This window comes from Actinocrinis puniceicyclus, from assembly GCF_018283645.1.
Lineage (GTDB): Bacteria > Actinomycetota > Actinomycetes > Streptomycetales > Catenulisporaceae > Actinocrinis > Actinocrinis puniceicyclus.
Map to the genome: position 1 here is coordinate 102,136 of NZ_JAGSXH010000001.1, position 26,465 is coordinate 128,600.

At 72.4% G+C, this 26,465-nt stretch carries 21 protein-coding genes; 9 read left to right on the top strand and 12 right to left on the bottom strand.

Going from position 1 to position 26,465, the window contains the following annotated elements:
• The first annotated feature begins 259 nt into the window (after window positions 1–259).
• The 3 genes from KGA66_RS00545 to cydD are packed head-to-tail and all read left to right on the top strand — an operon-like array spanning window position 260 to window position 6,372.
• Window positions 260–1,666, top strand: a complete 1,407-nt coding sequence (locus KGA66_RS00545) for a cytochrome ubiquinol oxidase subunit I (protein WP_211463259.1) — start codon at window positions 260–262, stop codon at window positions 1,664–1,666.
• Window positions 1,667–1,690: 24 nt separating this feature from the next.
• Complete coding sequence (gene cydB, locus KGA66_RS00550; RefSeq protein ID WP_211463261.1) at window positions 1,691–2,770, top strand: cytochrome d ubiquinol oxidase subunit II; 1,080 nt, start codon at window positions 1,691–1,693, stop codon at window positions 2,768–2,770.
• Window positions 2,767–6,372 carry a thiol reductant ABC exporter subunit CydD gene (cydD, locus tag KGA66_RS00555; protein ID WP_211463264.1) on the top strand — a complete coding sequence of 1,202 codons (3,606 nt, stop codon included), beginning with the start codon at window positions 2,767–2,769 and terminating at the stop codon, window positions 6,370–6,372. The genes cydB and cydD overlap by 4 nt, the downstream gene beginning before the upstream one ends.
• A 168-nt stretch (window positions 6,373–6,540) precedes the next feature.
• Here the strand turns inward: cydD and KGA66_RS00560 are convergent, their stop codons facing one another.
• Window positions 6,541–7,422, bottom strand: coding sequence for a universal stress protein (locus tag KGA66_RS00560; RefSeq protein ID WP_211463266.1), 882 nt, complete (start codon window positions 7,420–7,422; stop codon window positions 6,541–6,543).
• Window positions 7,423–7,595: 173 nt separating this feature from the next.
• Window positions 7,596–8,498 (bottom strand): universal stress protein, encoded by a 903-nt coding sequence (locus tag KGA66_RS00565; RefSeq protein ID WP_211463267.1) that lies wholly within the window; start codon window positions 8,496–8,498, stop codon window positions 7,596–7,598.
• A gap of 256 nt (window positions 8,499–8,754) precedes the next feature.
• Here KGA66_RS00565 and KGA66_RS00570 point away from each other — a divergent pair, with 256 nt between their 5' ends.
• The gene (locus KGA66_RS00570) at window positions 8,755–9,486 is read left to right on the top strand and encodes a CBS domain-containing protein (protein WP_211463268.1); all 732 of its coding nucleotides are present in this window, start codon (window positions 8,755–8,757) and stop codon (window positions 9,484–9,486) included.
• A gap of 27 nt (window positions 9,487–9,513) precedes the next feature.
• A complete protein-coding gene (locus tag KGA66_RS00575; protein ID WP_211463269.1) occupies window positions 9,514–10,026 on the top strand; it encodes a flavodoxin domain-containing protein in 513 nt (170 codons plus the stop codon).
• 44 nt (window positions 10,027–10,070) lie between these two features.
• Here KGA66_RS00575 and KGA66_RS00580 read toward each other — a convergent pair whose 3' ends face one another.
• The 6 genes from KGA66_RS00580 to ppdK are packed head-to-tail and all read right to left on the bottom strand — an operon-like array spanning window position 10,071 to window position 16,103.
• On the bottom strand, window positions 10,071–10,289 hold the full coding sequence (locus tag KGA66_RS00580) for a HypC/HybG/HupF family hydrogenase formation chaperone (RefSeq protein ID WP_211463270.1): 219 nt from the start codon (window positions 10,287–10,289) through the stop codon (window positions 10,071–10,073).
• Window positions 10,290–10,295: 6 nt separating this feature from the next.
• Entirely contained in the window at window positions 10,296–10,874 is a 579-nt protein-coding gene (locus tag KGA66_RS00585; RefSeq protein ID WP_211463271.1) for a hydrogenase maturation protease, read from the bottom strand.
• 6 nt (window positions 10,875–10,880) lie between these two features.
• Window positions 10,881–12,245 carry a Ni/Fe hydrogenase subunit alpha gene (locus tag KGA66_RS00590; RefSeq protein WP_211463273.1) on the bottom strand — a complete coding sequence of 455 codons (1,365 nt, stop codon included), beginning with the start codon at window positions 12,243–12,245 and terminating at the stop codon, window positions 10,881–10,883.
• A complete protein-coding gene (locus KGA66_RS00595; RefSeq protein WP_211463275.1) occupies window positions 12,242–13,138 on the bottom strand; it encodes an NADH-quinone oxidoreductase subunit B family protein in 897 nt (298 codons plus the stop codon). The genes KGA66_RS00590 and KGA66_RS00595 overlap by 4 nt, the downstream gene beginning before the upstream one ends.
• Before the next feature lie 5 nt (window positions 13,139–13,143).
• A complete protein-coding gene (locus tag KGA66_RS00600; RefSeq protein ID WP_211463277.1) occupies window positions 13,144–13,302 on the bottom strand; it encodes a hypothetical protein in 159 nt (52 codons plus the stop codon).
• Window positions 13,299–16,103 carry a pyruvate, phosphate dikinase gene (gene ppdK / locus KGA66_RS00605; RefSeq protein ID WP_211463279.1) on the bottom strand — a complete coding sequence of 935 codons (2,805 nt, stop codon included), beginning with the start codon at window positions 16,101–16,103 and terminating at the stop codon, window positions 13,299–13,301. Before ppdK ends, KGA66_RS00600 begins: the two co-directional genes overlap by 4 nt.
• Window positions 16,104–16,602: 499 nt before the next feature.
• On the opposite strand from ppdK, the gene KGA66_RS00610 reads away from it, so the two are divergent.
• Window positions 16,603–17,016 carry a pyridoxamine 5'-phosphate oxidase family protein gene (locus tag KGA66_RS00610; RefSeq protein ID WP_211463281.1) on the top strand — a complete coding sequence of 138 codons (414 nt, stop codon included), beginning with the start codon at window positions 16,603–16,605 and terminating at the stop codon, window positions 17,014–17,016.
• 218 nt (window positions 17,017–17,234) lie between these two features.
• Here KGA66_RS00610 and KGA66_RS00615 read toward each other — a convergent pair whose 3' ends face one another.
• The 4 genes from KGA66_RS00615 to KGA66_RS00630 form a co-directional block, all read right to left on the bottom strand.
• Window positions 17,235–19,892: a WD40/YVTN/BNR-like repeat-containing protein gene (locus tag KGA66_RS00615; RefSeq protein WP_211463283.1), complete on the bottom strand. Its 2,658-nt coding sequence runs from the start codon at window positions 19,890–19,892 to the stop codon at window positions 17,235–17,237.
• Between the two features lie 566 nt (window positions 19,893–20,458).
• On the bottom strand, window positions 20,459–20,884 hold the full coding sequence (locus KGA66_RS00620; RefSeq protein ID WP_211463285.1) for a hypothetical protein: 426 nt from the start codon (window positions 20,882–20,884) through the stop codon (window positions 20,459–20,461).
• 232 nt (window positions 20,885–21,116) lie between these two features.
• Complete coding sequence (locus KGA66_RS00625) at window positions 21,117–21,929, bottom strand: class I SAM-dependent methyltransferase (RefSeq protein ID WP_211463287.1); 813 nt, start codon at window positions 21,927–21,929, stop codon at window positions 21,117–21,119.
• Window positions 21,930–21,931: 2 nt separating this feature from the next.
• Window positions 21,932–22,372 carry a hypothetical protein gene (locus KGA66_RS00630; protein WP_211463289.1) on the bottom strand — a complete coding sequence of 147 codons (441 nt, stop codon included), beginning with the start codon at window positions 22,370–22,372 and terminating at the stop codon, window positions 21,932–21,934.
• Between the two features lie 470 nt (window positions 22,373–22,842).
• Between KGA66_RS00630 and KGA66_RS00635 the strand changes: the two genes are divergently transcribed.
• From KGA66_RS00635 to KGA66_RS00645, 3 genes are all read left to right on the top strand, one after another.
• Window positions 22,843–23,874 (top strand): LLM class flavin-dependent oxidoreductase, encoded by a 1,032-nt coding sequence (locus tag KGA66_RS00635; protein WP_211463291.1) that lies wholly within the window; start codon window positions 22,843–22,845, stop codon window positions 23,872–23,874.
• A gap of 455 nt (window positions 23,875–24,329) precedes the next feature.
• Window positions 24,330–25,550: a cation:proton antiporter gene (locus tag KGA66_RS00640; protein WP_211463293.1), complete on the top strand. Its 1,221-nt coding sequence runs from the start codon at window positions 24,330–24,332 to the stop codon at window positions 25,548–25,550.
• 98 nt (window positions 25,551–25,648) lie between these two features.
• Entirely contained in the window at window positions 25,649–26,464 is an 816-nt protein-coding gene (locus KGA66_RS00645) for a hypothetical protein (RefSeq protein ID WP_211463295.1), read from the top strand.
• Window position 26,465: the final 1 nt, after the last annotated feature.

Below are 26,465 nucleotides of genomic sequence, written 5' to 3' on the forward strand. Positions count from 1 at the left end.
CGCGACCCGGCGTCAGGCTGCACCGGGAAGCGGCAAAGGACCGGCCGGGCTCAATCCCCTCCGAGCCCGGCCGGTCCGTTGCGCGCGCGACGGACCGGCGGCCCGGGACGGCGCGCCCGCCCGGGAGAGCGGCCCAAACGGGCCGAAACGTGCTTCGGGACCAAAGTCCCGCACCCGCGGGACGGAACGCACTGCCACCCGACGATCAAGCCCACGACGCTTGAACACGACCGCTCAGTCCCTGAAAGGACCGCAAGCCGTGGACGCGTTGCTACTCGCCCGCTGGCAGTTCGGCATCACGACCGTGTACCACTTCATCTTCGTGCCGCTGACCATCGGGCTATCGCTGCTGACCGCCGGACTCCAGACCGCCTGGTTACGCACCGGCCGCGAGCATTACCTGCGGGCCACGAAATTCTGGGGCAAACTCTTCCTGATCAACTTCGCGCTCGGCGTGGCCACCGGCATCGTGCAGGAGTTCCAGTTCGGAATGGCCTGGAGCGAGTACTCGCGGTTCGTCGGCGACGTGTTCGGCGCGCCGCTGGCGATCGAGGGACTGCTGGCGTTCTTCCTGGAATCCACCTTCCTCGGGCTGTGGATCTTCGGCTGGGACCGGCTCTCGCCGCGGGTCCACACCGCCTGCATCTGGCTGGCGGGCATCGGAACCATGCTCTCGGCCTTCTTCATCCTGGCAGCCAACGCCTGGATGCAGCACCCGGTCGGCTTCCAGCTCGACCCGGTCACCCACACCGCGCGGCTGACCAGCATCTGGGCGGTGCTGACGAACTCCACCGCGCTGGTCGCCTTCGCGCACACCATCGCCGCCGCCTTCCTGATGTCCGGACTGCTGTTCGTCACCGTCACCGCCTGGCACCTGCGCCGCGGGCGCAACGCCGACGTGATGCGGCCCTCGCTGCGGCTGGGCCTGTGGACCACCCTCGTCGGGTGCGCGCTGACCGCGGTGACCGGTGACATCGACGGCAAGATCATGACCGATCAGCAGCCGATGAAGATGGCCGCGGCCGAGGCGCTCTACCACACCTCGCAGCCCGCGTCCTTCTCGCTGTTCACCATCGGTTCCCTCGACGGCAGGTCCGAGGTCTGGTCGCTGCGGCTGCCGGGCGTGCTCTCCTTCCTGGCCACCGGCTCGTTCCACGGGCAGGTCCAGGGGATCAACGACGTGCAGGCCGCCGAGATCGCCAAGTACGGTCCCGGCACGTACACCCCGGTGATCCCGGTGACCTACTGGTCGTTCCGGTTGATGATCGGCTTCGGGGTGCTCGCCGGGCTGCTCGCGCTGCTCGGCCTGTGGCTGACCCGGCGCGGGCGCACCCCGGCTCCGTCCCGGCGCTGGTTCTGGCTGGCCGCGCTGGGGTCGGTGGCCCTCGGCCCGCTGGCCTCCAGCTTCGGCTGGATCTTCACCGAGATGGGCCGCCAGCCCTGGTCCGTGTACGGCGTGCTGGCCACCCGCACGTCCGTCTCGCCCACGGTCGGCGCGGGCACCATCCTCACCTCGCTGATCGTGCTGACCGCGCTGTACGCGGTGCTCGCGGTGGTCGAGGTCGGGCTCACGGTGCGCGCGGCGGGGCGCGGACCGGGCGACCCGCCCGGCGCGGACACGGACAGCGCCCACGACGCCGAGCCGGGCCTCGGCTTCGCGTACTGACGACGGAGAATGAGGGTTCCTACGATGTCTCTGCAGAACCTCTGGTTCACGCTCATCGCGGTGCTGTGGTGCGGCTACTTCGTGCTGGAGGGCTTCGACTTCGGCGTCGGGGTGCTGCTGCACGCGATCGGCCGGGACGAACGCGAACGCGGACTGCTGCTGCGCACCATCGGGCCGGTCTGGGACGGCAACGAGGTGTGGCTGCTGGTGGCCGGCGGCGCGACCTTCGCCGCGTTCCCACAGTGGTACGCGACCCTGTTCAGCGGCTTCTACCTCGCGCTGCTGCTGATCCTCGTCGCGCTCATCGTGCGGGTGCTCGCGATCGAATACCGCAACAAGGAGAGCGATCCGGTCTGGCGCAAGCGCTGGGACCTGGTGCACTCCGTCAGCGCCGCGGTGCCCGCGCTGCTGTGGGGCGTCGCGTTCGGCAACATCGTGCGCGGCGTGCCGATCGACGCGGCGCACAACTACACCGGCTCGTTCTTCACCCTGCTCAATCCGTACGCGCTGCTCGGCGGCCTGACGACGCTGACGGTGTTCACGCTGCACGGCGCGGTGTTCCTGGCGCTCAAGACCACCGGCGAGCTTCGTGACCGGGCACGCAAGACGGTGCTGCTGGTCGGGCCCGGCGCGGCGATCTTCGCGGTGGGTTTCCTGACGTGGACCCTGGTCGACCTCGACGGCGCTTCGCACGGTCACATCGCGGCGAGCGCGGTCGCGGCGGTGCTGGCGGCGCTGACGCTGGTCGGCGGGCTGCTGGCCACGTGGAAAGACCGCGACGGCTGGGCCTTCGCCGGGACCGCCGCGGCGATCGTGGCGACGACCGCGGCACTGTTCCTGGCGCTGCACCCGGCGGTGATGCCGTCGACGACCTCCGCGGCGTACAGCCTGACGGTGACCAACGCCTCGTCGAGCCATTACACGCTGACGGTGATGAGCTGGGTGGCCCTGGCCTTCACGCCGCTCGTGCTGCTGTATCAGGCCTGGACGTACTGGGTGTTCCGGGCGCGCGTCACCGGCGACGGTTCGGTGTCCGTGCTGGCCCGCCGCTCGGGCCCCGAGGGCGAACTGCCCGGCCACACACATGAAGGCAGCGCTGCGTGAAACCGGTCGATCCCCGGCTGGTGCGGCGGGCCCGGCCGGTGCGGGCGTTCCTCGCCGCACTGGCCGGGATCGGCACGCTGGACGCGGTACTGCTGGTGGTGCAGGCGACGCTGCTCGCGGACCTGGTCTCGCGGCTGGTGCTGACGCCGGACGCGCGGGATCCGTACGCGCCCGCGGTGATCGGCCTCGTCGCCGCCAGTCTCGGGCGGGCCGCGCTCGCCTGGATGCGGGAGTCCTTCGCGGCGCGGACCTCCACGGCCGTGAAGGCCGCGCTGCGCGCCGATCTGATCAGTTCTCTGATCCGTGGGCCGGCGCGGGCGGCCGACCGGGAACGCACGGGTGAGGCCGCGGTCCTGGCGACGCGCGGCATCGACGCGCTCGACGGCTACTTCTCGCGCTACCTGCCGCAGTTGGCGCTGGCCGCGATCGTGCCGGCCGTGGTGGGCGCGCGGATCCTGGCCGCCGATCCGATCAGCGCCCTGATCATCGCGCTGACCGTGCCGCTCATCCCGGTGTTCATGGTGTTGATCGGGCTGATGACCCGCGACCATCTCGCCCGCCGCTGGAACGCGCTGGAGCGGCTCGGCGGGCACTTCCTGGAGGTGGTCGCCGGGCTGCCGACGCTGGTCGCGTTCGGCCGCGCGGAGGGGCAGCGGGCCGCGATACGCCGCGCCGCCGAGGCGCACCGGCGCGAGACCGGCAGGACGCTGCGCGTCGCCTTCCTCTCCTCGCTGGTGCTGGAACTGATCGCGATGCTCTCCGTCGCGCTGGTGGCCGTCGCGATCGGGCTGCGGCTCGCGGACGGCGGGCTGAGCCTGCGCACCGGGCTGCTGGTGCTGATCTGCGCGCCCGAGGTCTACCTGCCGCTGCGGCTGGTCGGCGCGCGGTACCACGAGGCCGCGGAGGGCCTGGCGGCGACGGAGCGGATCTTCGCACTGACGGACGCCGAGCAGCCGCAGGCCGGACTCGGCACCGCTGCCGGGGCCGCGGGCGACGGCGGGGCCGCGGCCGGGAGCTTCGCGCGCGCGCCGAGGCTCGCGCCGGCGACGATCCGTTTCGAAGGGGTGCGCGTCAACCACGAGGGCCGCGGCGTGCACGTCGTGCCGGACCTGGAAATCCCGCTTGCGGAGGGCCGGGTCACCGCGCTGGTCGGTCCGAGCGGCGCGGGCAAGACCACGCTGCTGCACCTCCTTCTCGGCTTCGACACGTTGTCCGGCGGGCGCATCACGGTCGGCGGCGAGGAACTCACCGCGGCGGACCTGACGGCCTGGCGTCGTCAGTCGGCCTGGCTGCCGCAGCGCCCGCGGCTGACCGGCCGCACGGTCGCGGACGCGATCCGGCTCGGGCGTCCGGACGCCACCGAAGCCGACCTCGCGCGCGCCGCGCGCGCCGCCGGCATCGACTTCCCGCTCGACACCCCGCTCGGCCGCGACGGCACGGCGGTCTCCGGCGGCCAAGCGCGCCGGGTCGCGCTCGCGCGCGCGATCCTGCGGAACGCCGCGCTGGTCCTGCTGGACGAGCCGACCGAGCACTTGGATCCGGAGACCGAGCGCTCGATCACCGCGGCGCTGCGCGCCTGGCTGCCCGGACGCACCGCGCTGCTGATCACGCACCGCCCGGCCTTGCTCGAATTCTGCGACACTATCGTGCGTATCGACGGCCCGCGCGGCGAGTACGCGCAGCAGGCCGCGGCCACGCAGCCGGCCTTGTGCACGCAGACGCTCGCGCCCAGCGCGGCCGCTCGACCACCCGCCGAACCGCCGGCAGAGAGCGACGAGCCGGGCAGCGCCGACAGTTCGAGCAGTGCCGGCGACTCACGCGGCGCCGAAAGTTCAAGCGACACCGACAGTTCGAGCAGTGCCGATGACGCGAGCAGCGCCGACAGCGCCGACAGCATCAGGAGTATCAGGGGGCGTCTTCTCGCGGCGATCGGTCTCGCGGGCGCAGCGGCGCTGTGCAGCGTCGGCCTGGCCGCGGCCTCCGCGTGGCTCATCGCCACCGCCGCGCTGCGGCCGCCCCTGCTCACCCTCCAGGTCGGGATCGCCGCGGTGCAGGCGTTCGGATTCGGCCGGGCGACACTGCGTTACGCCGAACGCCTCGCCGGGCATGACGCGACGCTGCGGCTGCTCGCGGGCCTGCGGGTGGACGTGTACCGCGGGCTGGTGCGCCGCGCCCCGGCCGCCATGGCCGCCGAGCACGGCGGCGACCTGCTGGCGAACCTGACCTCCGACATCGAGGCCGCACAGGACCTGTTCCTCAAGGTTCTGCTTCCCTCGGCCGGGGCCGTGGTCTCCTGCGCGGGCCTGCTGCTGTTCGACCTGCTCGCCCTGCCCGGCAGCGCACTGATCCTGCTGCTCGGGCTCGGCGTCGGCGCGCTGGCCGTCCCGGCGCTCGCCCGGGCGACCGGCCGCGGCGCCGAGCGGCGTACCGCACAGGTTCGCAGCCTGCTGGCGCAGCACACGGTTGACCTGCTCGGCGCGCTGCCGGACCTGGTCGCGTACGGCGCGGCCGAACGACAGGCCGAACTGATCGCCCAGGACGACCGGCGGCTGACCGCGCTGGAACGGCGCGGCGCGCTGGCCGGCGGACTCGGGCAGGCCCTCAACCTGCTGGCCGCCGGGGCGACCTGCGCGGCCCTGGCCGTGATCGCCCTGGACGCGGCCCGCTCCGGCCGGGCCGGCGGACCGGTGCTCGCCGCGGTCGTACTCGCCCCGATCGCGCTGTTCGAACTGCTCGCCGCGCTGCCCGACGCCGCCCGCGGCTACGACCGCGGCCGGGCCGGATGGGAACGGCTGCACCGGATCGCCGACGCGCCCCGGCTCGTGGCCGCGCCCCTCGTCGCGCAGCCGCTGGCCTGGACAGACACCTCCGTGCTCGAATTCGACCGCGTCACCGCCGCGTGGCCCGACCCTGACACGCTCGGCGCCCCCGTCGCGCGGCCGGCAGTACAAGAGGTCTCATTCACCGTGCACGCGGGCGAACACATCGAGCTTTCCGGCCCCAGCGGCGCCGGAAAGTCCACCGTGGCCGCCCTCGCGGCGCGCTACCTGGACCCCGTGCGCGGAGCGGTACGCATCGACGGAACCGACCTGCGCGAAACCGATCCCGACGATGTGCGCGCCCTGGTCGCCGTGTGCGGACAGGACGCACACCTCTTCGACACCAGCATCCGGGAGAACCTGCGGATCGCGGACCCGGCCGCCACCGAGGCGCAACTGTGGCGGGCGCTGGCGGCCGTGCGCCTCGACGACTGGGTGCGCAGCCTGCCGTCGGGATGGGACACCGCTGTCGGCCAACTCGGCGACGCGGTGTCGGGCGGAGAGCGGCAACGCATCGCACTGGCCCGTGCGCTGCTGAGCCCCGCGCCGATCGTCGTGCTCGACGAACCGCTCGCCCACCTGGACGCCGAGACTGCCGCGGCGGTGGAGCAGAACCTGCGCCGGGAACTGAGCGGCCGTACCGTGGTCTGGATCCGGCACGCGGCCGCGGCGGCGCCGCACGGCCAGCCTGGTCAGTCCGGTCAGCCTGGTCATTCCGGCCAGTCCGGCGCACCGGATTCGCCCGTCGAGTCGCGGCGCCGCATCAGCGTCGGCGCGCCCTGACCTGACCTGGCACGCGACGCCGCGTATCGGCGAGCGCTGACACGCCGGCCGGAATCGCGGGACGAAAGGCAGCGGGGAAAGTACCGGCAAAAGTGACGCTGAGCCCTGACGTATCAGGGCTCAGCGTCTCAGCTTCGGGCCCGCGCCGGGGCCCGAAGGGATCTGCGTTCAGCGGATCGGCACCACCGCGACGGGTGCGTGCACGTGGCCGAGCAGGCCGTGGATCACCGGGCCCACGCCCAGCGACAGCGGTGCGAGCCGCCGGTGCGCGCCGACGACGACGAGACGCGCCGAGGTCGAGGCGTCGGCCAGGACCGCCGAGGGGTGGCCGCGCTGCACACTGATGGCCACCGGCACGTCCGGGTACTTCTCCCGCATGGCCTTCAACTGCTCGATCATGCGCTCCGCGGCCTGCCGGGCGAGGATGTCGGTCTCGCTCAGGTAGTCCTGCGCATGCGCCGGGTACGGCGCCCAGGCGTGCACCGCCCGCAGCGCCGCTCCGTAGCGCACCGCCTGTTCGAACGCGAACCGGATCGCCTCATCGGCCTGGTCGTCCTGCATGCCGAGAACGACCTCGCCGGTGCGCTCGTCGTCGTGGTCGTATCCGCGCACCACCACGGTCGCGCAGTGCGCGTGCGCCACAAGCCGCGCGCTGACCGAACCGAGCGGCAGCCCGGCGAATCCACCCCGGCCGCGCGTGCCCACCACGACCAGGTCCGCGTCACCGCTCGCGGTCACCAGCGCGCCGGCCGCGCCGGCACGCACCAACTCGGTGGTGACCTCCAGTTGCGGATGCGTCTCCAGCACGTGATGCGCAACCTGCGCGAGCAGTTTCCCGCCCGCCTCGCCGGCCGTGTGCACGTGCTCGGCGTGTACGCCCGGCTCGTACAACGCCGAGCTCGGATCGGAATCCAGCGCGTGGATGATGTGCAGCGGCAGCCCGCGTTCCTGCGCCTCGGCCGCCGCCCACGTGGCGGCGCGCGCCGCGTGCCCGGAGGCGTCCACTCCGACGACGACACGACGGCTGTGCAGGGTCTCGTCTCTGGTCATGGCTGCCTCCAGGCCCTCGATGCGGCTTCTCCAACGCCGAGTCCAGCATCCCGCCGCCGTGATCGCGCCGACAGAGTCGTTCGTCCCAGCGCCCACCGGGCTTTCGGGCCGGCGCCCGCTGGCTTCGGGCTTCGGGCTTCGGACCGAACTCGGTGCTCTCCGTGAGACCGGGCTCAGTTCTGGGCGCCGTGCGGTGTGATCGGCACGATCGCGACGGGGCACGGTGCGTGGGTCAACAACGCGTGCAGGACCGAGCCGACGCCGATCGACAGTGCCGTGCGATGCCGGTGCGCGCCGAGGACCAGCAGCCGTGCGTCGCGGGCCGCGTCGACGAGCGCGGCGGCCGGGACCGCGCAGACGGCGTCCGCCTGCGCGGGGACCATGTCGTGAGCGCGCAGCGCCGGCTTGAGCAGCGCCTTGAGCAGTTCGTCCGCGGCGGTTGCGAGAACCGAGGGCTCGATGTAGTAGTAGCCGTTGTACGGCGGGACCGGCTGCCAGGCGTGCACCGCGCGCAGCGGCTCGCCCAGTTCCTCGGCCAGCAGGAAACCGAAGTCGATCACCTCGGCAGGCTCGCGCGCCGCGACACCGAGCACGATCCCGTGCCCGGCCCGGTGCTCGGCGGCCGGTTCCTCCTCGGCGGGCACCAGGACCATCGGTCCGTGGCTGTGGGCGGCCAGGCGCAGCCCGACCGAGCCGAGCCGCAGGCCCGGGAAGCCGCCGTGTCCGCGCGTGCCCACGACCGTCAGCGCCGCCTGGCCGCTGGCCGCCACCAGCGCCTCGGCCGGCTCGTCCGCGCAGATCTCGGTGCTGATCCACAATCCCGGGAACTTCTCCAGCAGTTCGGAACGCAGCCGGTCGAGCAGCTCCTCCGCCTGCTTGGTGCGGTTCTGCCGGTATTCCTCGAAGGGCAGGCGGCTGAGCAGCGTGGCCGCGCCGCTCAGGTTGAGCGCGTGCACCAGATGCAGACCGGTGCCGCGGTGCGCCGCCAGAGCGGCGGCCCAGTCCGCCGCCCGAGCAGCGCCACGGGAGCCGTCGACGCCGACGACGATGCGCTGTGACGCTGGATAAGTGTTCATGATCGCGCTCCGGTCTTGCGGGGCGGTCACCGGACGGCGGCCGCCGGTCCTCGATTTCAGCTTCCCGCCCCCGGCCCGCGGCCGCACGGGCCGCGGGTACCGTCTCGCCGGGCCGTTGGTCCCGCCCCCGGCTGCCGTAGCGCCCGGCCGGAGCCGACCTACCGCGGCCGTTCGCCCCACCCGCGGCGGGACCGGCGCCCCTGCCGCCGCGGCCCCGGCGGGACGATGATCGACTGGAGGAATGAGGAGGCCGAAAATGGCGCACCGCACCGTGGAAAGCGTGATGACGCCGGTCGCGCAGGTCGTGTCGGTCCGGCCGGGGACCCCGTACAAGGAAGTCGTCAAGCTGCTGACGCAGCACGCGGTCAGCGCCGTGCCGGTGCTCGGCGAGGCGGGGCACGTCCTGGGCGTGGTTTCCGAAGCCGACCTGCTGTTCAAGGAGACCCGCACGGCCTCGTCCGGCTCGGCCAGGGCGGCGATCTCCCCCAAGCAGGCGCTCTCCAGGCACAAGGCCGAAGGCGCCACCGCGGTCGAGCTGATGACCGCTCCCGCGGTCACCATCCGGCCGGACGAACAGGTCGCCGCGGCGGCACGCAGGCTGGAGGAGCACCGGATCAAGCGGATGCCGGTCGTCGACGGCGAGGGCCGGCTCGTCGGCATCGTCAGCCGCCGCGACCTGCTGCGGGTGTTCCTGCGCACCGACCGGGAAATGGAAGCGGAGCTGCGCTCGCTGCTGGTGGACTCCTTCTGGATCGATCCGAACGGCTGGAGCGCGCGGGTCTCCGAGGGCAGGGTGCTGCTCTCCGGCCGGATGGACCGGCGCAGCACGGTGCGGATCGCCGAGAGCGCGGCCCGCCGGATCGACGGCGTGGTGGCGGTGGACAACGAGCTGACCTACACCGAGGACGACTCGCAGGTTCCGCCGGTCAGGGAGGTGCCGTTCAAGGGCGTGTTCGCCGGCCTGCACCGCTCCGGCGGCCGGCACTGACCGGGACCTCGCGATGAGGTTCCTGAAATGAAGGTTCTGATCTGCGTGGCGAGCAGGCACGAGGCGACCGCGCAGATCGCCGAGGTGCTCGCGCGGACGCTTTCGGACCGCGGCCTGGATGTCAGGACGCTGCAATCTGGCTCGGCCACCGCGGCTGACGTCGATGACTGTGACGCGCTCATCCTCGGCAGCGCGGTGTACCTGGGCCGGTGGATGGCCGAAGCCCGGGACCTGGTGGACCGCGTCGGCGGGCAGCTGAACGGCAAACCGGTCTGGCTGTTCTCCAGCGGGCCGGTCGGCGACCCGCCACAGCCCGCACCGGACGCCGCTCTCGACATGTCGGAACTGATCAGCGCGACGGCGGCGCAGGAGCATCGGCTCTTCGGCGGCAGGCTGGCGCGCAAGCGGCTCGGCGTCGTCGAGCGCACGCTCGTGGCGGTGATGCGCGTGCGCGACAGCGACAACCGGCAGTGGGAGCAGATCAGGGCCTGGGGCGAGCAGATCGCCGGCCGGTTGCGCGCGACTTCCCCGCCCGCCTGATCACGCAGCCGCCTGTTCGCACATCACGATCACGCCTCCACCGATCACAGGGAGCGCAGCAGTTCCAGCGCGGCGAGCGCCTCGGCCTCCGCCATCCTGTCGACGGCGAACCCGACGTGCACGATCACGTATTCGCCCACCGCGGCGTCCGGGACCATCGCGAGACTCACCTGCTTGACTCCGTCGTCGCATTCGACCATCGCCACCGCAAAGGGCTCCGCCTGGCGGACCTCCACGATCCGTCCGGGAACGCTCAGGCACACGGCCGGTCACCCACCCTTCGCGGGCTTGCCGGCGCCCGCCGCCGCAGCGGCGAGAGCGCCGAGCACCTCGCGGCCGATCCTGGCCGCCAACTCGGGCACGGCCTGCGCCACCGGGCCCGAGAGGGGCGCGCCGAGGCGGAAGTCGCGGCCGTGTACAGCGTAGAGGATCAGCCGGCCGGGCAGCCGGTCCATGACGTGGGCGAGCCGCGCGGCGGCGCCGAGCCCGACCGCGTGGCTGGTGCCGCCGGGCTGCGCGCCGAAGTCCCCCACCTCGGGGTCCAGTTCCCTGCGATACACGAAACCGTGGCGTTCCGAGCCGCCGCGCACCGCGTCGAGAACCAGTGCGCACCGGTAGCCCTGCCAGAGGTCGATCATGCGCGCCGGCTCGCCGTCGCAGGCCGCGAGCCGCACCCGGTCGACCACCGCGGGATAGGCGCGCAGCGCCTCGATGACCGCGGCGCCGAAGCCGCCGTCACCGCGCATCTTCATGCCGACGCCGATCACGATGATCGAAGGGCTCGCCGCGCGCGCCGCGCCCGCCGCCGCACGGCCGCCGGGCTTGGCATGGGGAACGGAAGAGGACATGGCCGCTCAACTCCCCGCCGGGTCGAGGTGCCGATGGCGGCGCTCGTCGCGGTGCAGCCGCAGGAAGTGCGTCGAGCAGGAGACACAGGGGTCGTAGTTGCGGATGGCCTGCTCGCAGCGCGCGGTCAGCTGCGCGTCGGTCAGCTGGGCGCCGGCCTGGGCCACCAGCCGCAGGTCCGCCTCCATCGCGGCCTGGTTCTGCGCGGTCGGCGGCACGATCCGGGCCGCCGTGATCACCCCCTGCTCGTCCAGGTCGTAGCGGTGGTAGAGCAGGCCGCGCGGGGCCTCGGTGGCCCCGTAGCCGCGCCCCGCGCGCGGCCGGATCGCCGCTGCGGGCGGATCCGGCGGGGTGTAGGACTCGATGATCGCCCGCGCCTCGGCGACCGCCTGCACCAGTTCCACCGCCCGCACCAGCACGGAGCGGAACGGGTTGCGCTCGACCCGGCCGAGGCCGGCGGAGCGCGCCGCGTCCGCGGCGACCGGCCACAGCCGCGGCCCGGCCAGGTTGTAGCGCGCCAGCGGGCCGGTGAGGTAGGTGCCGACTCCGCGCAGTCGCGCGTGCAGCGCCGTCGAATGCGCCACCTGCGTCTCGCTGACGAAGTGCTCGAAGTCCTCCAGCGGGAAGCCGATCCCCGCCGTGGTGATCACCCCGTCGCCGGCGTCGATCGGATAACGCGGGCCGCCGCCGCTGCGCGCCCCGCCCTTCGGCCCCGGATCGTCGAGCGTGAGCAGCGCGTGCGGGGTCTGGAAGTCGGGGAACTCGAATCCGGCCACCCAGCGCACGGTCAGCACCGCGGCTTCGAGCGCGTCGTCGAGCCGGTTCTTGAAGTCGTCGAGCTCGCTGCGCGGCGGGGCGCGGTGGAAGCCGCCGACCCGCACGTTGACCGGGTGGATCGCCCGGCCGCCGACCAGCTCGACCAGGTCGTTCCCGGTCTTCTTCAGCGCCAGCCCGCGCGCGACCACCGCCCGGTGGTCCTTGGCCAGCTCGGTCGCGTCCGGATAGCCGAGGAAGTCGGGGGCGTGCAGCAGGTGGATGTGCAGCGCGTGGTTCTCGATCCACTCGCCGCAGTACAGCAGCCTTCGCAAGGATCTGACATCCGGCCCCACGCTCACGCCGAAGGCGTCCTCGATCGCCCGGCAGGCGCTGAGCTGGTAGGCGACCGGGCACATCTCGCAGGCCCGCGCGGTGATGTCGGGTACCTCGGTGTACGAGCGGCCGCGCAGGAAGGCCTCGAAGAAGCGCGGCGGTTCGTAGATGTTCAGCCGGGCCTCGGTAACCCGGCCGCGATCCAGCACGAGGTGCAGCGCGCCCTCACCCTCCACCCGGGCGAGCGAACCGACCTCCAGCAGCCGTTCCTGCCGACTTGTCATGGCTCTCGCCTACCTTCCTCGCGTTCGCGGCCGGCGGCTTCGTCCGCCGCGGTGCGCGCCACGGCCAGGCCGGGCGCGCGGTGACCCGGATCCGCCGGGTTCGCCGGGTTCGCCGGGTTCGCCGGCATCAGGGTCCGCAGCAACCGGTCCGGCGCGCAGCCTTCGGCCAACAGCAGCAGGGCCATCGCCTCGGTGCGGGCCTGCCGGGCGGAACCGACGCAGCCGACGCAGCCGCGGTGGAACGCCGGGCAGATCGCCCCGCAGCCGGCCTGGGTGACCGGGCCGAGGCACGGCGCGCCGTACGTGACGGTGACGCACGCCGCGCCGCGCGCCTCGCACTCGTGGCAGACGCTGCGGTCCGGGATCGCGGGACTGCGGCCGGAGAGGAAGGCGGTGATCACTTCGAGCAGTTGGCCGCGGTCCACCGGGCAGCCGCGCAACTCGTAGTCCACCTTCACGTGGTCGCGGACCGGCGCGGAGTACTTGAGGGTACTGAGATACAGCGGGCTCGGGTACGCCGCGCCGACCCGGCCTTGGAAGGCGCCGTCGGCCACGTCGGCCACGTCGGCGTAGTTTCGCAGTGCCTGGATACCGTCGCTGGAGCCGCAGGCTCCGAGCACGACGAGGTACCGGGACCGTGCGCGGACGTCGCGGATGCGCGCGGCGTCCTCGGGCGTGGTGATCGAGCCCTCGACGAGGGAGAGGTCGTACGGGCCGGGCGCCACGCCCCCGGCCGCCTCGGGGACGGAGTCGATGCGCACCCGGCCGGCGACCGCGAGCAGCTCGTCCCGGCAGTCCAGCAGCGCCGGCCGGCAACCGTCGCAGGAGGCGAACTTCCACACGGCCAGGGTGGGCGCCGCGACGGCGCCGGCTGTTTCGGTCGCGGTGGACATGGGCCTCACACCTCCTTGACGGCGAGCAGCGGTACGGCATGCCCGAGGCCGACGCACACCGCGTCGCACGCGGCCGCGATCCGCGCGGCCGGAAGCTGTCCGGCCTGGTCTGCGCGGGTCGCGGCCGGCTTGGAGGGGACAGGTCCCCGCCCAAGCATCGTCATCGCGTGTCACTTCCCACGGCGGCGCCCTGCGCCGCCCGCTCGGCCAACACCGCGGCGCGCCCGGCCTCAAGCCGCGCGACCGGCACCCGGAACGGGGAGCAGGACACGTAGTCGACCCCGGCGTCGTGGAAGAAGTGGATCGACTCGGGATCGCCGCCGTGCTCGCCGCACACGCCGATCTCCAGGTCCGGCCGGGTCGCCCGGCCGCGCTCGACCGCGATGCGCACCAGCGCGCCGACGCCTTCCGCGTCGACCGTTCCGAACGGGGACGCGGCGAACACGCCCTGCTCCAGGTACGCGGGGAAGAACGCGCCCTCGGCGTCGTCGCGGCTCATGCCCCAGGTGGTCTGGGTCAGGTCGTTGGTCCCGAAGGAGAAGAACTCGGCGTGCTTGGCGATCGCGCCCGCGGTCAGCGCCGCGCGCGGCAGCTCGATCATGACGCCGATCGACGCGGTCAGCCGCGGGTCCACCTCGCGCAGCACCCGGATGGCCTCGGCCCGCGCCAGTTCCAGCTCGCGCACCTCCGCCACCAGCGGGATCATCACGTGCGCCACCGGGGCACCGCCGTCGGCCCGCCGCGCGGCCATCGCCTCGGCCAGTGCGCGCACCTGCATCGCGTAGAGACCGGGCACCACCAGACCGAGCCGCACGCCGCGCAGCCCGAGCATCGGGTTCTCCTCGTGCCAGCGGCGCACCGCCGCCAGCAGCCGCCGGCGTTCGGGTTCGACCGGCCGGTGCGTGGCGTCGGCGACCGCGATCTCGACCGACAGCTCGGTCAGGTCGGGCAGGAACTCGTGCAGCGGCGGGTCGAGCAGGCGCACCGTGACCGGCAGCCCGTCCATCGCGGCCAGCAGACCGGTGAAGTCCGCGCGCTGCAACGCGAGCAACTGGTTGAGCGCCCGCGCGCGCTCCTGCGGCGTCTCGGCCAGGATCAGCCGCTCGACGATCGGGCGCCGCTCGCCGAGGAACATGTGCTCGGTGCGGGCCAGCCCGATGCCGTGGGCGCCGAAGCGCCGCGCACGGGCCGCGTCGGCCGGGGTGTCGGCGTTCGCGCGCACCCCGAGCCGGGCGCGCCGGTCGGCAATGGCGAGCAGCCGGGCGACCGCGGCGATGACCGGGTCGGCGCCGCGCACGCTCTGCCCCGACGGGCCCTGCTTCTCCGTCTGCCGGCCCTCGAAGTACTCGACCAGCGGGGAGGGGACGACCGGGATCTCCGAGGCGTACACGGCGCCCTCGGTGCCGTCGATCGAGATCACGTCGCCGCGGTGGATGACCGCTCCGGCGGCCTGGCCGCGCGCCACGGTGGCCGTGCCCGCGTGCTCGTCGATCTCCAGGCTCTCCACGCCGCACACGCAGGTGCGGCCCAGGCCGCGGGCGACCACGGCCGCGTGCGACGTCTTGCCGCCGCGTCCGGTGAGCACGCCGACGGCGGCGATCATGCCGGGCAGGTCGTCCGGGTTGGTCTCGCGGCGCACCAGGATGACGTGCTCGCCCGCGGCGGCGCGCTCCGCCGCGTCCGCGGAGTCGAACACCGCGCGCCCGACCGCGGCACCTGGCGAGGCGGCCACACCGAAGGCCACCGGGGTCACCGCCGCGGCTGCGGTCGGCGCGAAGCACGGGAACATCAGCTGCGCCAACTGGTCGCCGCTCACCCGGGCCAGCGCCTCGTCCTCGTCGATGCGGCCCTCGTCCAGCAGGTCCGCCGCGATGCGGAAGGCCGCGGCCGCGGTGCGCTTGCCCACTCGCGTCTGGAGCATCCACAGCTTGCCGCGCTCGACGGTGAACTCGACGTCGCACAGGTCGTGGTAGTGCTCCTCAAGCCGGGTCATGTGCCCGCGCAGCGCGGCGTGCGAGGCCGGGTCGATCGCGCCGAACTGCTCAAGTGTCAGAGTGTTGCGGACGCCGGAGACGACGTCCTCGCCCTCGGCTTCGGTGAGGTAGTCGCCGTACGCGCCGGGGGCGCCGGTCGCCGGGTCGCGGGTGAAGCCGACCCCGGTGCCCGAGTCCGCGCCGAGGTTCCCGAACACCATCGCCATCACCGTCACCGCGGTGCCCAGGTCCTCCGAGATGTGCTCGCGCCTGCGGTACACGTGCGCCCGCTCGCCGTTCCACGACTCGAAGACCGCGCGCACCGCGCCGGTCAGCTGCTCGCGCGGGTTCTGCGGCACGTCCTGCCCGGTGCATTCGCGCACGGTCTGCTGGTAGTGGCGGGTGAGCGCGCGCAGCGCGTCCGCGTCCAGGTCGGTGTCCGGGGCGTTCGCAGCCAGGCCCTTGCGCACCTTGGCGCGGATCAGGTCCTGCTCGAAGCGCTCGGCCGGGACGCCGAGCACGGTCTTGCCGTACATCTGCACCAGCCGCCGGTAGCAGTCCCACGCGAAACGCTCATCGCCGTACAGCTTCGCCAGACCGTCCACGGTCGCGTCGCACACGCCGATGTTCAGGATGGTGTCCATCATTCCGGGCATCGAGAACTTCGCCCCGGAACGCACCGAGACCAGCAGCGGTTCGTCCAGACCGCCGAGCCTGCGGCCCGTCGCGTCCTCGAGCGTGGCCAGGTGCTCGGCCAGCTGCGCGTTCAGGCCGGCGGGCAGCCGCCCGGAGCGCAGGTAGTAGCGGCACGCCTCGGTGGTGACGGTGAAGCCGGGGGGCACCGGCAGCCCCAGCCGGGTCATCTCGGCCAGGTTCGCGCCCTTGCCGCCGAGCAGGTCGGCCATCGAGGCGCGCCCGTCGGCGAAGTCGTAGATGTAACGATGTGCCGGTTCGATCTGGTGCGGGCTTGGGTGCGTTTCTATCTGTCGCATGGCTGGCCGTTCCCTTCGGCATGCTCCGGGTTCCGCCTTCCAGGCTCCCGCCGGGCGGGTGGCCTGGTCAGTGCCCCCGGTCCCGCCCCCTCCGGGACCAACGGCCCGGGGCCGCGCGGCGCCCGCGGGCGATGACGATTTCGAGCACGGATGAGCACGGCGCGCGCCGCGTCACGCGGGAGTGCGCATCACCCCGGGGCGGCTCTCGCGTGATCGCCAGGGTCTTTGGTCCCATTTCGCCGGGATGCGCGGCCCTGGTCCGCGGAGGGCGGCTCGCAGATGCTTTCGCTTGTGCGCATTCGGAGGTCGTATTCGCGTGCCGCACTCGACGGTGTCGTCACCCGGCCGGATCCATCGCAGGGTTCGGCTTCGAACCGACCGCCCCGGCCAGTCTGAGCGATTTCCGATGAGTGATGAAAGTACGCGGTGGCACGTGATGAAACTCGGGAACGGCGCTGCCGCCGCCCATGAGCCCGACGGCGGGCGGGAGCCGCGGCGGATGACGCAACTGGACCGCTCCGAGGCGCTCGCGCTGTTGGCGAGCGTGTCGCTCGGCCGGATCGTCTTCACCCAGAACGCGCTGCCGACGGTTCGCCCGGTCAACCACGTCATCGACCGCGGGCAGATCGTGCTGCGCACGCACGCGGGCGCGGCGCTGACCCTGCAGACCGGACGCGCCGGAAACGGGGGCGTCGTCGTCGCGTACGAGGCGGACGCGATCGATCCGGTCACTCATCTGGGCTGGAGCGTCATCGTGACCGGTTACGCCCGGCTGGTCGACGATCCCGAGGATCTGGCCCGCTACCACGCGATGCTCGAACCCTGGGTCGCGCAGACCATGGATCACGCGGTGCGCATCCGCCCCGATCTGGTCTCCGGGTTCCGGTTGACCGCGCAACCGCTCGCCGGCTGAGAAGCCCGCGGACGTCGCTTCTCTCGCAGAGCTTTACTGGATGAGGTGGGGTGGGGCGCGGTTCGGTGCCCGGAGACCTTCAACGCAGGTGTCCGGGCACCGAACCGTACTTTCATTGCCGCTGTTCTTTCATTGCCGCCATTACCGTGCGGATGAGGTAGCCGTATCGAGCGGTCGCGCACGGCTGCTCGCCCGTTACGGCCTGGTCACCTCACCCGTCACGGCATGGGCACCGACCAGATTCCGCGGCCGTGCGTGGCGACGTAAAGCGTCTTGCCGTCAGGGCTCGGCGTCAGGTAGACGGCGGCCGCCGTGGGCAGGTTGCCGTTCGCGGTGATGTCCGCCTGGCCCAGACGCTTCCAGTGGCCGAGGCCGTCCGCCTTCACGTCGTCCACGAAGACGCCGAGGTCCGTCGCGACGATGATCGTGCCGTCCGGGGCGACCAGCGTCCGGTTGGCAGGTGCGTCAGGGAACGAATCCGCCGCGGTGCTCGCGCCGCTCACGTCCGTCCAGGTCGCGCCGCCGTCCGTGGTACGCCAGACGTGACCGTAACCGGCGCCCGGCGCCTCATGCCACGCGCGGGAGAAGCCGGAGAAGGTCACGTACGCGGTCGCGCCGCTCGTGTCGGCGGGATCGATGGTGACCCCGGAGATGTACCGGTTCGGGAAGTCGGACGGAAGCGTCAGCTGGTGCCAGGCGCCGCCGTAGTTGGTCAGGACGCCCCGGCCGAAGCTGCCGGACGGGTTGCACGTGCCGCACCAGCCGGCCCAGATCACGTGGTTCCGGCTGGCGATCGCGGTGATGGAGTGGCCCGCACCGGAGTCGGCGAGCTGCTGCCAGTCGGCGCCGGAGGTGGTGCTCCACGTCTTGGTGTCGCCCCAGACGTATTCGCCCGCCGCGACCCAGAAACCGGCGTCCAGGGTGTCCGCTGCGAACGGCGCGATGAAGCGCGGGTTCGGGTCGCTCGGCGCGATGTTGGTGATCGCGGACGGGGTGCCGTCGTTGTTCGCCGTATAGCCGCAGTTGTTCGTCAGCTGCATGGTCAGGCCGACGTACTCGCCGACCGTCTGGCAGCCGTCGGCCGGGTTGACCAGCTGGTCGCCGCCGTCGCCGCCGAACGGCTCGCTCATCTGCCCGGCCGGGTTGAGCTGCTCGCTCACCGGCGTCGCGGTGCCCGGGTACGTGTACGTATATGTCGAGCCCTGCGGGGAGAGGAACGAGACTCCGTTGTCCTGCAATCCGCCCCACAAGGCAGTACCGCCGCTGGACAGGGTTCCGGCGCCCACCGAGTAGTACTGGAGCGTGCGCAGCGTGCCGCTCGCGTTGAGGTTCCGCCAACCGGGCGCGGTCTGGGTGGTCGGCCGCGCGTACACGCCGCCGTCGTTGCCCGCGTAGACCTCCGGCGCGTGGCCCGGCCAGGTGCTGAAGGCGAGCGCGTGCTGGTCCGAGTGCATCACGTTGCCGTCGCAGGTGTTCAGCGAGGGCGTGTAGCTGAAGCAGGGCATGCCGAAGTTCCAGTAGCGTCCGACGGTCTGCCAGCTCGCGCCGCCGTCGCGGGATTCGTAGAGCTCTTCGAGCCCGAGGTACACGTGGCCGGGGTCGGCCGGGTCGACGGCGAGGGACTGGTCGTACCACGCCTGGACACCCGGCTGGTATCCGGGGCCGATGCGTGTGCGCTTCATCGCCGAGCCGCTGTTGGCCAGCACGCTGGAGGTGGCGATCTGGTTGTACGGACCGTTGATGTCGCCCGAAGCGGAGACGTAGACGCCGGCCAGGACCGTGGTGGATCCGGCCTTGTTGAGCAAGGTCGGCGACTCCATCACCGCGTACAGGCGGGTGCCGTCCGCGGAGTACGCGAAGGTGGCGTTGCCGATCTCCTTCGGGTTGATCGCACCGGTCGGGTTCGCCAGGGACCAGGTGTTCCCGCCGTCGCGCGAGTAGTAGAAGCCGTTGTACGCCGCGCCGCTACGCCAAGCCACGTTCGCGACCAGCGACTCGCCCGAGCTGCCGGGCTGTACCGCCACGTCGGACGCGACGTCCGCGAAGTAGCTGCTGACGCCGCAGCCGACGCCGGCGATGCCGATGCCGGCGCACGGGGCGAGCACCGCGGTCCACGTGGTCGCGGAGGATGCCGTCAGGGATCTGCGATAGACCCCGTGCGAGGTCACCGCGAAGACGTAGCCGGCCTGGGGATCGGCCCGCAGTTCGTGGATCGACACCCCGTCGAGCTCGCCGCCGCCCACGCGGTCGGCGGTGGAGAAGGTGCCCGTTGCCGGGTTGACGAGCCGGTAGACGCCGGAGCCCGCGTAGTTGTCCGAGGCCGTGGTGGCCTCGCCGGTGCCGAGCCAGAGCGAGCCGTCCGGCAGGACCGCGAGCGAGCCGACCGAGAGCGCCGGCAGGTGGTCGGCGATCGGCGTCCAGGTCGCGCCGTCGTCCGAGGACCGGAACACTCCGCCGTCCGCCCCGCCCGCGTACAGGACACCGGCGTGCGCGGGATCGACCGCGAGTGCCGCTATCCGGCCGGACGAATAGCCGGCGCCGCCGCCCGAATTGGACGCGTTGCGGTCGCGGTAGTGCAGCGAGTCAGAGTTGTAAGGCTGCGTAGTCGCTTCGGAGAACGTGGAGGTGCTGACCGGCATCTGCGTGACGTGATTCCACGCCGCCGTGTACGCGCCCGCGGTCACGGAACCGTCCGGGGAGAGGCGCGGGTCGTCGTACGCGCCCAGCGCGGCCATCAGGTCGTCGGACTCGTCGCCCGCGGACCCGACGCTCGTGGTCTGACCCCCGCTCGGCGCAGCGCCCGCCGGACCCGCCGCCCAGGCCGTCGCCGCGACGACGGCGCCGAGGGATACCGTGGCAACGGTTGTTCTTATCATCGTTTTTCTTTTCCCGGCGTTGCCGGGTCTCCAGGCCGATCGGCCCATGAGTGCTCCTGTCCGGGCGGGTCCGGGCCTGGTGGGCCTGCCCGCCGCCTCGAAGGGTGGCCCGCCGCCGGCTGCCAGCCGAACCCCCGCCGCGACTACCCACCAATCGCAGCGGGGGCCCGGCCCGTACAGCGGATCCCGCGTCCGTGGTCCGTGTACACGGACGCGTGCTCGGGATCCGCTGTGCGCCCGCGCCGACCGCGGGTCGGCATCGGGCGCAGGCTCCGGTTTCGTCTCCGTCCTGAGCGGGACGCACGAATCGCAGCCGGCCTACGAGCAAAAGGCGCCGCACGCGCTCCGCCCGTTACGCTTCCGGCGCGGGCGAGCGTTCGGGCCGGTCGGGCCGGTCGGGCCGGTCGGGCCGGTCGGGCCGGTCGGGCCGGTCGGGCCGGTCGGGCCGGTTTCGCGGCGGATCGCCGAGAGGCCGAATTCCACGGTGGCGCGGCGCCGGGTCTTTCGCAGGCCGCTCAAGCGGCGCCGGCTGAGGGGCTATCCGCTGAAACCGGCTCAGAAGCCCTCTAAGCGAGGCATTCTGGCAGCCGGCCGCCGCCGTAGGCCGCCATGTCTGCGATCGCGGCGGCCAGGTCTACCGGGCTGCCGGGAGCGCCGCCACGGATTTCGGCGTATGCGCGGTGCAGATTGCCGACCAGCCGCTCGGTGTTGAGCAGCGCCCGGAAGGTGCCGAGGTCCGCGCGCCGGGCGGCCTCCAGCGGGGTGAGGCCGGCGGCGTAGGCGTCCCGGGCCAGGTTCTCCAGCCGCAGCAGGTACTGCTGCGTCGTGTCGATCGCGCTCGCGTCGGTGACCGGGCCGTGTCCGGCCACGATGACGTCCGGCGCGAAGGCGCGCAGCCGGTCGAGCGCCTGTCGGACGTCATCGGGAATTTCAGGACCCCACTGCTTGGCGACTGGGCGACTGGGCGACTGGGCGCGGTGGGACCGGTTCACGGTGATATGGGCCGGCACGCCGCGGTTGCGTGAGGCACTGTCATCCACCGGATTCCCGGTGTCGAAGGCAATGGACTACTACAGCGCGGCGATCGCGCTGCGCTGGAAGAGGTGCCTGCGGCCGGCGGCGTTGGGCCTGCCGGTCGGCTGAAGCAGGGATCGTGCGCCACTCGGCCGAGGCGCTGTGTCCCTGCCGATCAGGCACGTGGTGCCGCTGCTGGGCCGCGATCGGTCAGTGCGTGGCGATCAGGATTCCGCCGAGGCAGCTGATCTGGAAGGCGCCGTGTCGGGCGATAGTGTCGGCGGTGATCTGGGCGGCACGTTCGATCGTCTGGTCAAAGGGGACGCCGCTTTGGTCGGCCCAGGCGCGGTAGGAGGCCATGTGGGCGGTGACGGGGGCGGGGTCGGTGACGGTGATTGTGCCGGGCAGGGTGATGACTCGGATGTCGTGGAAGCGGCGGCCCAGGCAGGCCGGGGCGTCTTCGAGGGTGAAGCGGGCGGAGAGTAATACGCGGGCGGGTCCGTCGTTGACGCCAAGGACGTCGCCTGCGGCGCGGATCCACAACTGGTCGAGTTCGGCTTTGTCGGTGGCGGAGTTGGTGGAGGCGATCAGCATTCCGCCGGGGTGCAGGGCGCGGTGGGCTTCGGCGATGGCCTGGTCGATGTCGGGGACGTGGTAGAGCATGTGCATAGCCAGGACGGCTGCGGCGGCGTGGTCGGCGACGGGTAGGTGTTGGGCGTCGGCGACGACGACGGGGCCGGGGACGCCAGCGAGGATGCCGGGGGCGATGTCCATGCCGAGCACGTGCAAGTCGCTACGGTTTTGGCGCAGGCGGCGGATGAAGGTGCCGTTGCCGCAGCCCATGTCCAAGACCAGGCCGCGCACGAGCGCGAGTTCGTGTTCGACGAGGCCGGGCAGGTCGTACTGGGGCTGCTGGAAGCGGTACAGCGACTGGCGAGCGGCCAGGTCCCGGTCGGTGGCGTAGGCGGAGCCTGCGAGGGTGGCTCGGTTGGTGACGGCGTCGTGCTGCGCGGGTGCGGTCATGTTCACGGCTCCGTCGGGTCGGGTGCTGGCAGCGCCGGGCGCGCGAATGCGTGGATCTCCTCGCGTAGCCCCAGTATCGCGGGCGAGCGGCTGTAGGCGGGCTGCGCCAGGGTAGAGCTCAGGGTGCGCATGCGGGTACGGATGCTGGCGGTGCGCCGCTCGATCGGAGTGGCCAGGACGTAGCCGAGTTTCTCGGCGACGGCGTCGATCTCGCCGCCGTCCAGGTGCGCGGCGGCCAGGTCCAGGTGGGCGGCCAGCAGGTCGCCGGAGGACTGGTCGACGTTCGCCGCGCCCTGATACAGGCGGATCGCCTCGGTGGAGTGCTCTACCGCGCGGCGCAGGTGGGTCTTGCCGCCCAGGGCGAGGTAGGTGGTTCCGGCGTAGACGGCCTGCTTCGCGGCGGGGAAGGTGAACACCCCGGCCAGCTCGTCCGGCGCGCTCATCGCCGCGCGGGCGTCGGCGGCGTCGCCGAGGGCCGCGAGCGCGCGGGGTGCGTCGCCGCTCCTGGCCAGAGCGCGCGCTTCGAGCCCGGCGAGGCGGGCGCCGATGCTGCCGGGGATCGGGTAGCGGCGGCCGGCTCGGGCGTAGTCGGCGGCCTGGTGGTCGTGGTTGTCCCAGTAGGCGATCAGGGACTGGATGGAGAAGACCCAGGCGCGAAGCCCGTGGTGCCCGGCCAGGTGTAGGGCGCGTCTACGCTCGGCGAGGGGGTCACGGTCACGATGGCTCCTGTTGCGATGCCTGCGGGCGAGCGGACGAGCGGACGGGCGGACGTGAGAATCAGATCATGCCGATGGTGGCATGCGTCCCCTCGTTCCGGTGCGCAGTCGGGGCGCAATGGCGGAGAGGAAAGCAAACGGCCCGGCGCGCTGTTGCCTGTAGGGTCAACGCACTGCACCCGGGAAGCGATGAAACGATGGAATACTCCCTGCTCGACGTGGCCTTGGTAGGCGCCGAAGAGAATCCGGCCGCTGCCCTGCACGGCGCGGTCCCGCTCGCGCAGGCCGCCGAGCGCGGCGGCTACCGGCGTGTCTGGTACGCCGAGCACCACAACATGCCGCAGATCGCCTCGGCGGCCACGAGCGTGCTGATCGCGCACGTGGCCGCGCACACCGAGCGCATCCGGCTCGGCGCGGGCGGGGTCATGCTGCCGAATCACGCGCCGCTGGTGATCGCCGAGCAGTTCGGCACGCTGGCCGCCCTGCATCCCGGACGCATCGACCTGGGTCTCGGCCGGGCGCCCGGCACGGACCAGAACACGCTGCGCGCCCTTCGCCGCACTGCGCAGGCCGCCGACGACTTCCCGCAGGACGTGCTCGAACTCCAGGGTTATCTCACCGGCCGCTCCCGCGTCCCGGGGGTGCGCGCCACTCCGGGCGACGGGTCGAACGTACCGCTGTACATCCTCGGCTCCTCGCTCTTCGGCGCCCGCCTGGCCGCGGCGCTCGGGCTGCCGTACGCGTTCGCCTCGCATTTCGCCCCGGCCGCGCTGGACGCGGCCGCCGCGACCTACCGCGCCGAGTTCCAGCCGACCGCGCAGCAGCCCGAGCCGCACCTGATCGTCGCCGCGAACCTGATCGCGGCCGAGTCCGAGCAGGAGGCGGACGCCCAGTTGCAGGCGGCGCTGCGGTGGCGGGCCCGGCGGTTCCTCGCCCCGGACGCGCGGCTGACCGACGCGGAACTCGACGCGCTGCTCGACGCGCCGGCCGGCCGGCAAATACGATCAATGACCAGCTGCACGGCCGCGGGGACGCCCCTCCAGGCGCACGCATACCTCGCGCGACTGGCCGCGCGTACCGCCGCCGACGAGTTGATCCTCTCCCCCGCGGCGCCGCGCCGGGCCGACCGCCTCCGCGCCGTCGAACTCGTCACCGCGCCCGCGCCCCCTTCCGGCACGACGCCGGCGACGACGCCGGGGACTCGGGTATCGACGTCCGCAGTGCTCTGACAACGCTGAGGTTGGGCGCCTGCGGGCATTGAGATCCGGGCGTCGTACCGATCGGATTGCGCCAATCGCGCGAAAGTGGTGGCGAAACTCTGGCGCGCAGCCGCGGACCTTCACACCCCCGGCGAACGGCACGCCGGTTTCGCGCGAGTTTGGACGGGAAGCACCGCCGCGTTTCAGTCGAATATCAGCCGGTTAAGGCGCGTAGGCAGCTGGATCGTACACAACGCCAGCTGGTCCGTGTACGGCGCGCAACGCGGCGGCAATTCACGCTCCGGCGAGCTCCACTTTAGTTGTTTGTTCGATCAATGGTCAGACGATATGAAACTTGCCGACACAGTTGACAGAAAGTCAGCGAATTCATACGCTCAGCATCAGGGCTATGGGGAGGACGACAGGGTGTGAACGGCGTTTCCGGGCTGCGCGGGCGCTCGCGTCACGGCGAAAGCGGCTAGCGCATGAGCACGCCGCCGCAGAGCACGCCGCAGATCGGATCGCATCAGGCGCTGCGCCGCCTGCGCACCATGCTCGCGCTGGCGGCCGCCGGCCTCGGCGCGGCCACGCTGACGAACTCGCTCTCGCCCGGGAGACTGGACCCCGCGCGGCTCGGCCGATCGCAGAGCTATGATTTCGCGGTCCTGCTGCTGCTCGCGGTCGGGCTGTTCGCCAGCTGCCACGACATCTCGCCGCGCCAACTGCGCAGCAACACCCGCGTCGTGCTGGTCGCGATCACCGTCGGCGTGGCCGCCAAGGCCCTACTGACCGGGGCGGTCATGGTCGCGGTCTACCACGACCCGGCGTATCTGCTGCTCGGCATCGCCGTCGCGCAGATCGACCCGCTCTCCGTGGCCGTGATGCTCAGGCACAGCAGAATGTCGCCGCGCGCCAAATCGATCCTCACCGCGTGGGCCTCGTTCGACGACCCGGTCACCGTGCTGCTGACGGCCTACCTGGCCACGCCGCTGCTGCGCGGACGCCACGCACCGCCCACGACGGGCGCGCTGTTCGTCACCGGCGGCCCGCACGCCTACCTGCTGAACCTCGGATACAACGCGCTGCTCGTCCTCGCGGCGCTGGCCGCCCGCGCGGCGCTGCGCAGGACGCCGGACGCGCGCGCACGCCGGGTCGCCGGCCTCGTCCTGCTCGCGGGCTTCCTCATCGTGGCGGCCCGCTTCGACCTGCTGCTGGGCATCGCGGCCGTCGGCCTGGTCTTCCGGCCCGGGATCGACGCCTGGATCGAGCGGGCCGTGAACGGCGCCTTCTGGCTGTCCTCCTTCGTCCTGGGGGTCTTCCTGGTCGGCGGGGCCGACCTGCCGGCCGGCCTGCTGCTGGGCGCGACCGCCTTCGCGGTGCAGATCCTGGTCGGCTCCGCGGTCGGATTCCGCCTGCCGCGCGAGGACCGCACGCATCTGGCGCTCGGTCAGCAGAACGGCATCACGGCGATCACACTCGCGCTCGCGCTGCAGCCGTTCCTGCCGGCCGCGGTGCGGATCATCGGAGTCGCAGTACTCGTCATCAACACGGCATACATCGGCGTGAACGAGGTATGGCACCGGCCGCAGCGCACCCCGGTCCCGGAGACGGCCGGGGACGCCGAAACCGCCTCCGACGAACCGTCCCCGGTCAAGCAGACCGCGGCGGAGATGTCTTATGGGTGCCCCGCGACCCAGCCGGGCTGAGCCCGCGGCGAAGTCGCGAGCGCGCGAAGCGGAACCCGCGCGGCGCGAAAGTGGATCAGATATCGTACATGCAAGGGCTAGTGGAGAGGGTGGGGCCCTTGCGTGTGTTCGGATTCGCCGCGCTGTTCGCGGCCGCGATCGGTTCGATCGTCTTCCTCACCGTGCTGCTCGGCGATTCGGGGAACTCCGCGGCCGACGACGCGCGGGCGGTCTACTGCCTGGCGCCGGCGAACACCTCGGCCCTGGTGCGGGCCGCCGCGGCGCTCGGACTGGCCGGCGCCGACCCGGCCGCGGGCCGCGTCGTCCTGGCGAACAGGCGGCTGACACCCGCGCAGTGGCGCGCGGCGCGCCCGGCCGATTTCGACCGGGCGTGCGCGGCGCTGTCGGCGCCGCAGTTCGCGAAGAACGATTACGGCGGCGGCAACAGCATCACCACGGGGTTGACAGTGCTCGTACAAGTCGGTGGCGGGGCGCTGCTCACGCTGGTGATCGACAACTACCGGATCGCCGCCGAACGCGGCCGCACGGACGCGGCCGGCCTGCGCGACGCCTGGCGCTCCTTCTCCCAGCAGGTCGCCGACTACGCCAAGGCCCGACTGGACGTCGGGCCAATGGGCATTCCGCTGTTCGCACCAGTGGCGCAGCAGCGCGAGGACGTCGAGACCGCCCTGCGGGTGGTGGCCACGCGGCATCCGCGCTGGGGTACGCCGCGACGGCTCGCCGACGAGTTGCGCACCGGACCCCTCGGCGCCGACCTCGAGAGCGCTGGCAAGTGGCCCCCGGACGACGAGGAGCGGCCGACACGCAAGAACACCTTCGACACCGTGAACAAGAGCCTTTCCGACCTCGGCGGCAGCGTGCTGCGGATCGCCGACGCCCTCGAAACCACTATTCGCCTCGGACGCAGACCGTGAC

What these genes read in the sequence shown, in the direction of transcription:
- cydB (WP_211463261.1), top strand. Translation starts at nt 1,691, where the DNA reads ATGTCTCTGCAGAACCTCTGGTTCACGCTCATCGCGGTGCTGTGGTGC.
- KGA66_RS00560 (WP_211463266.1), bottom strand. Translation starts at nt 7,422, where the DNA reads ATGACCAGAGACGAGACCCTGCACAGCCGTCGTGTCGTCGTCGGAGTG.
- KGA66_RS00565 (WP_211463267.1), bottom strand. Translation starts at nt 8,498, where the DNA reads ATGAACACTTATCCAGCGTCACAGCGCATCGTCGTCGGCGTCGACGGC.
- KGA66_RS00570 (WP_211463268.1), top strand. Translation starts at nt 8,755, where the DNA reads ATGGCGCACCGCACCGTGGAAAGCGTGATGACGCCGGTCGCGCAGGTC.
- KGA66_RS00575 (WP_211463269.1), top strand. Translation starts at nt 9,514, where the DNA reads ATGAAGGTTCTGATCTGCGTGGCGAGCAGGCACGAGGCGACCGCGCAG.
- KGA66_RS00585 (WP_211463271.1), bottom strand. Translation starts at nt 10,874, where the DNA reads ATGTCCTCTTCCGTTCCCCATGCCAAGCCCGGCGGCCGTGCGGCGGCG.
- KGA66_RS00590 (WP_211463273.1), bottom strand. Translation starts at nt 12,245, where the DNA reads ATGACAAGTCGGCAGGAACGGCTGCTGGAGGTCGGTTCGCTCGCCCGG.
- KGA66_RS00595 (WP_211463275.1), bottom strand. Translation starts at nt 13,138, where the DNA reads ATGTCCACCGCGACCGAAACAGCCGGCGCCGTCGCGGCGCCCACCCTG.
- KGA66_RS00600 (WP_211463277.1), bottom strand. Translation starts at nt 13,302, where the DNA reads ATGACGATGCTTGGGCGGGGACCTGTCCCCTCCAAGCCGGCCGCGACC.
- ppdK (WP_211463279.1), bottom strand. Translation starts at nt 16,103, where the DNA reads ATGCGACAGATAGAAACGCACCCAAGCCCGCACCAGATCGAACCGGCA.
- KGA66_RS00610 (WP_211463281.1), top strand. Translation starts at nt 16,603, where the DNA reads ATGACGCAACTGGACCGCTCCGAGGCGCTCGCGCTGTTGGCGAGCGTG.
- KGA66_RS00615 (WP_211463283.1), bottom strand. Translation starts at nt 19,892, where the DNA reads ATGATAAGAACAACCGTTGCCACGGTATCCCTCGGCGCCGTCGTCGCG.
- KGA66_RS00625 (WP_211463287.1), bottom strand. Translation starts at nt 21,929, where the DNA reads ATGACCGCACCCGCGCAGCACGACGCCGTCACCAACCGAGCCACCCTC.
- KGA66_RS00630 (WP_211463289.1), bottom strand. Translation starts at nt 22,372, where the DNA reads ATGAGCGCGCCGGACGAGCTGGCCGGGGTGTTCACCTTCCCCGCCGCG.
- KGA66_RS00635 (WP_211463291.1), top strand. Translation starts at nt 22,843, where the DNA reads ATGGAATACTCCCTGCTCGACGTGGCCTTGGTAGGCGCCGAAGAGAAT.
- KGA66_RS00640 (WP_211463293.1), top strand. Translation starts at nt 24,330, where the DNA reads ATGAGCACGCCGCCGCAGAGCACGCCGCAGATCGGATCGCATCAGGCG.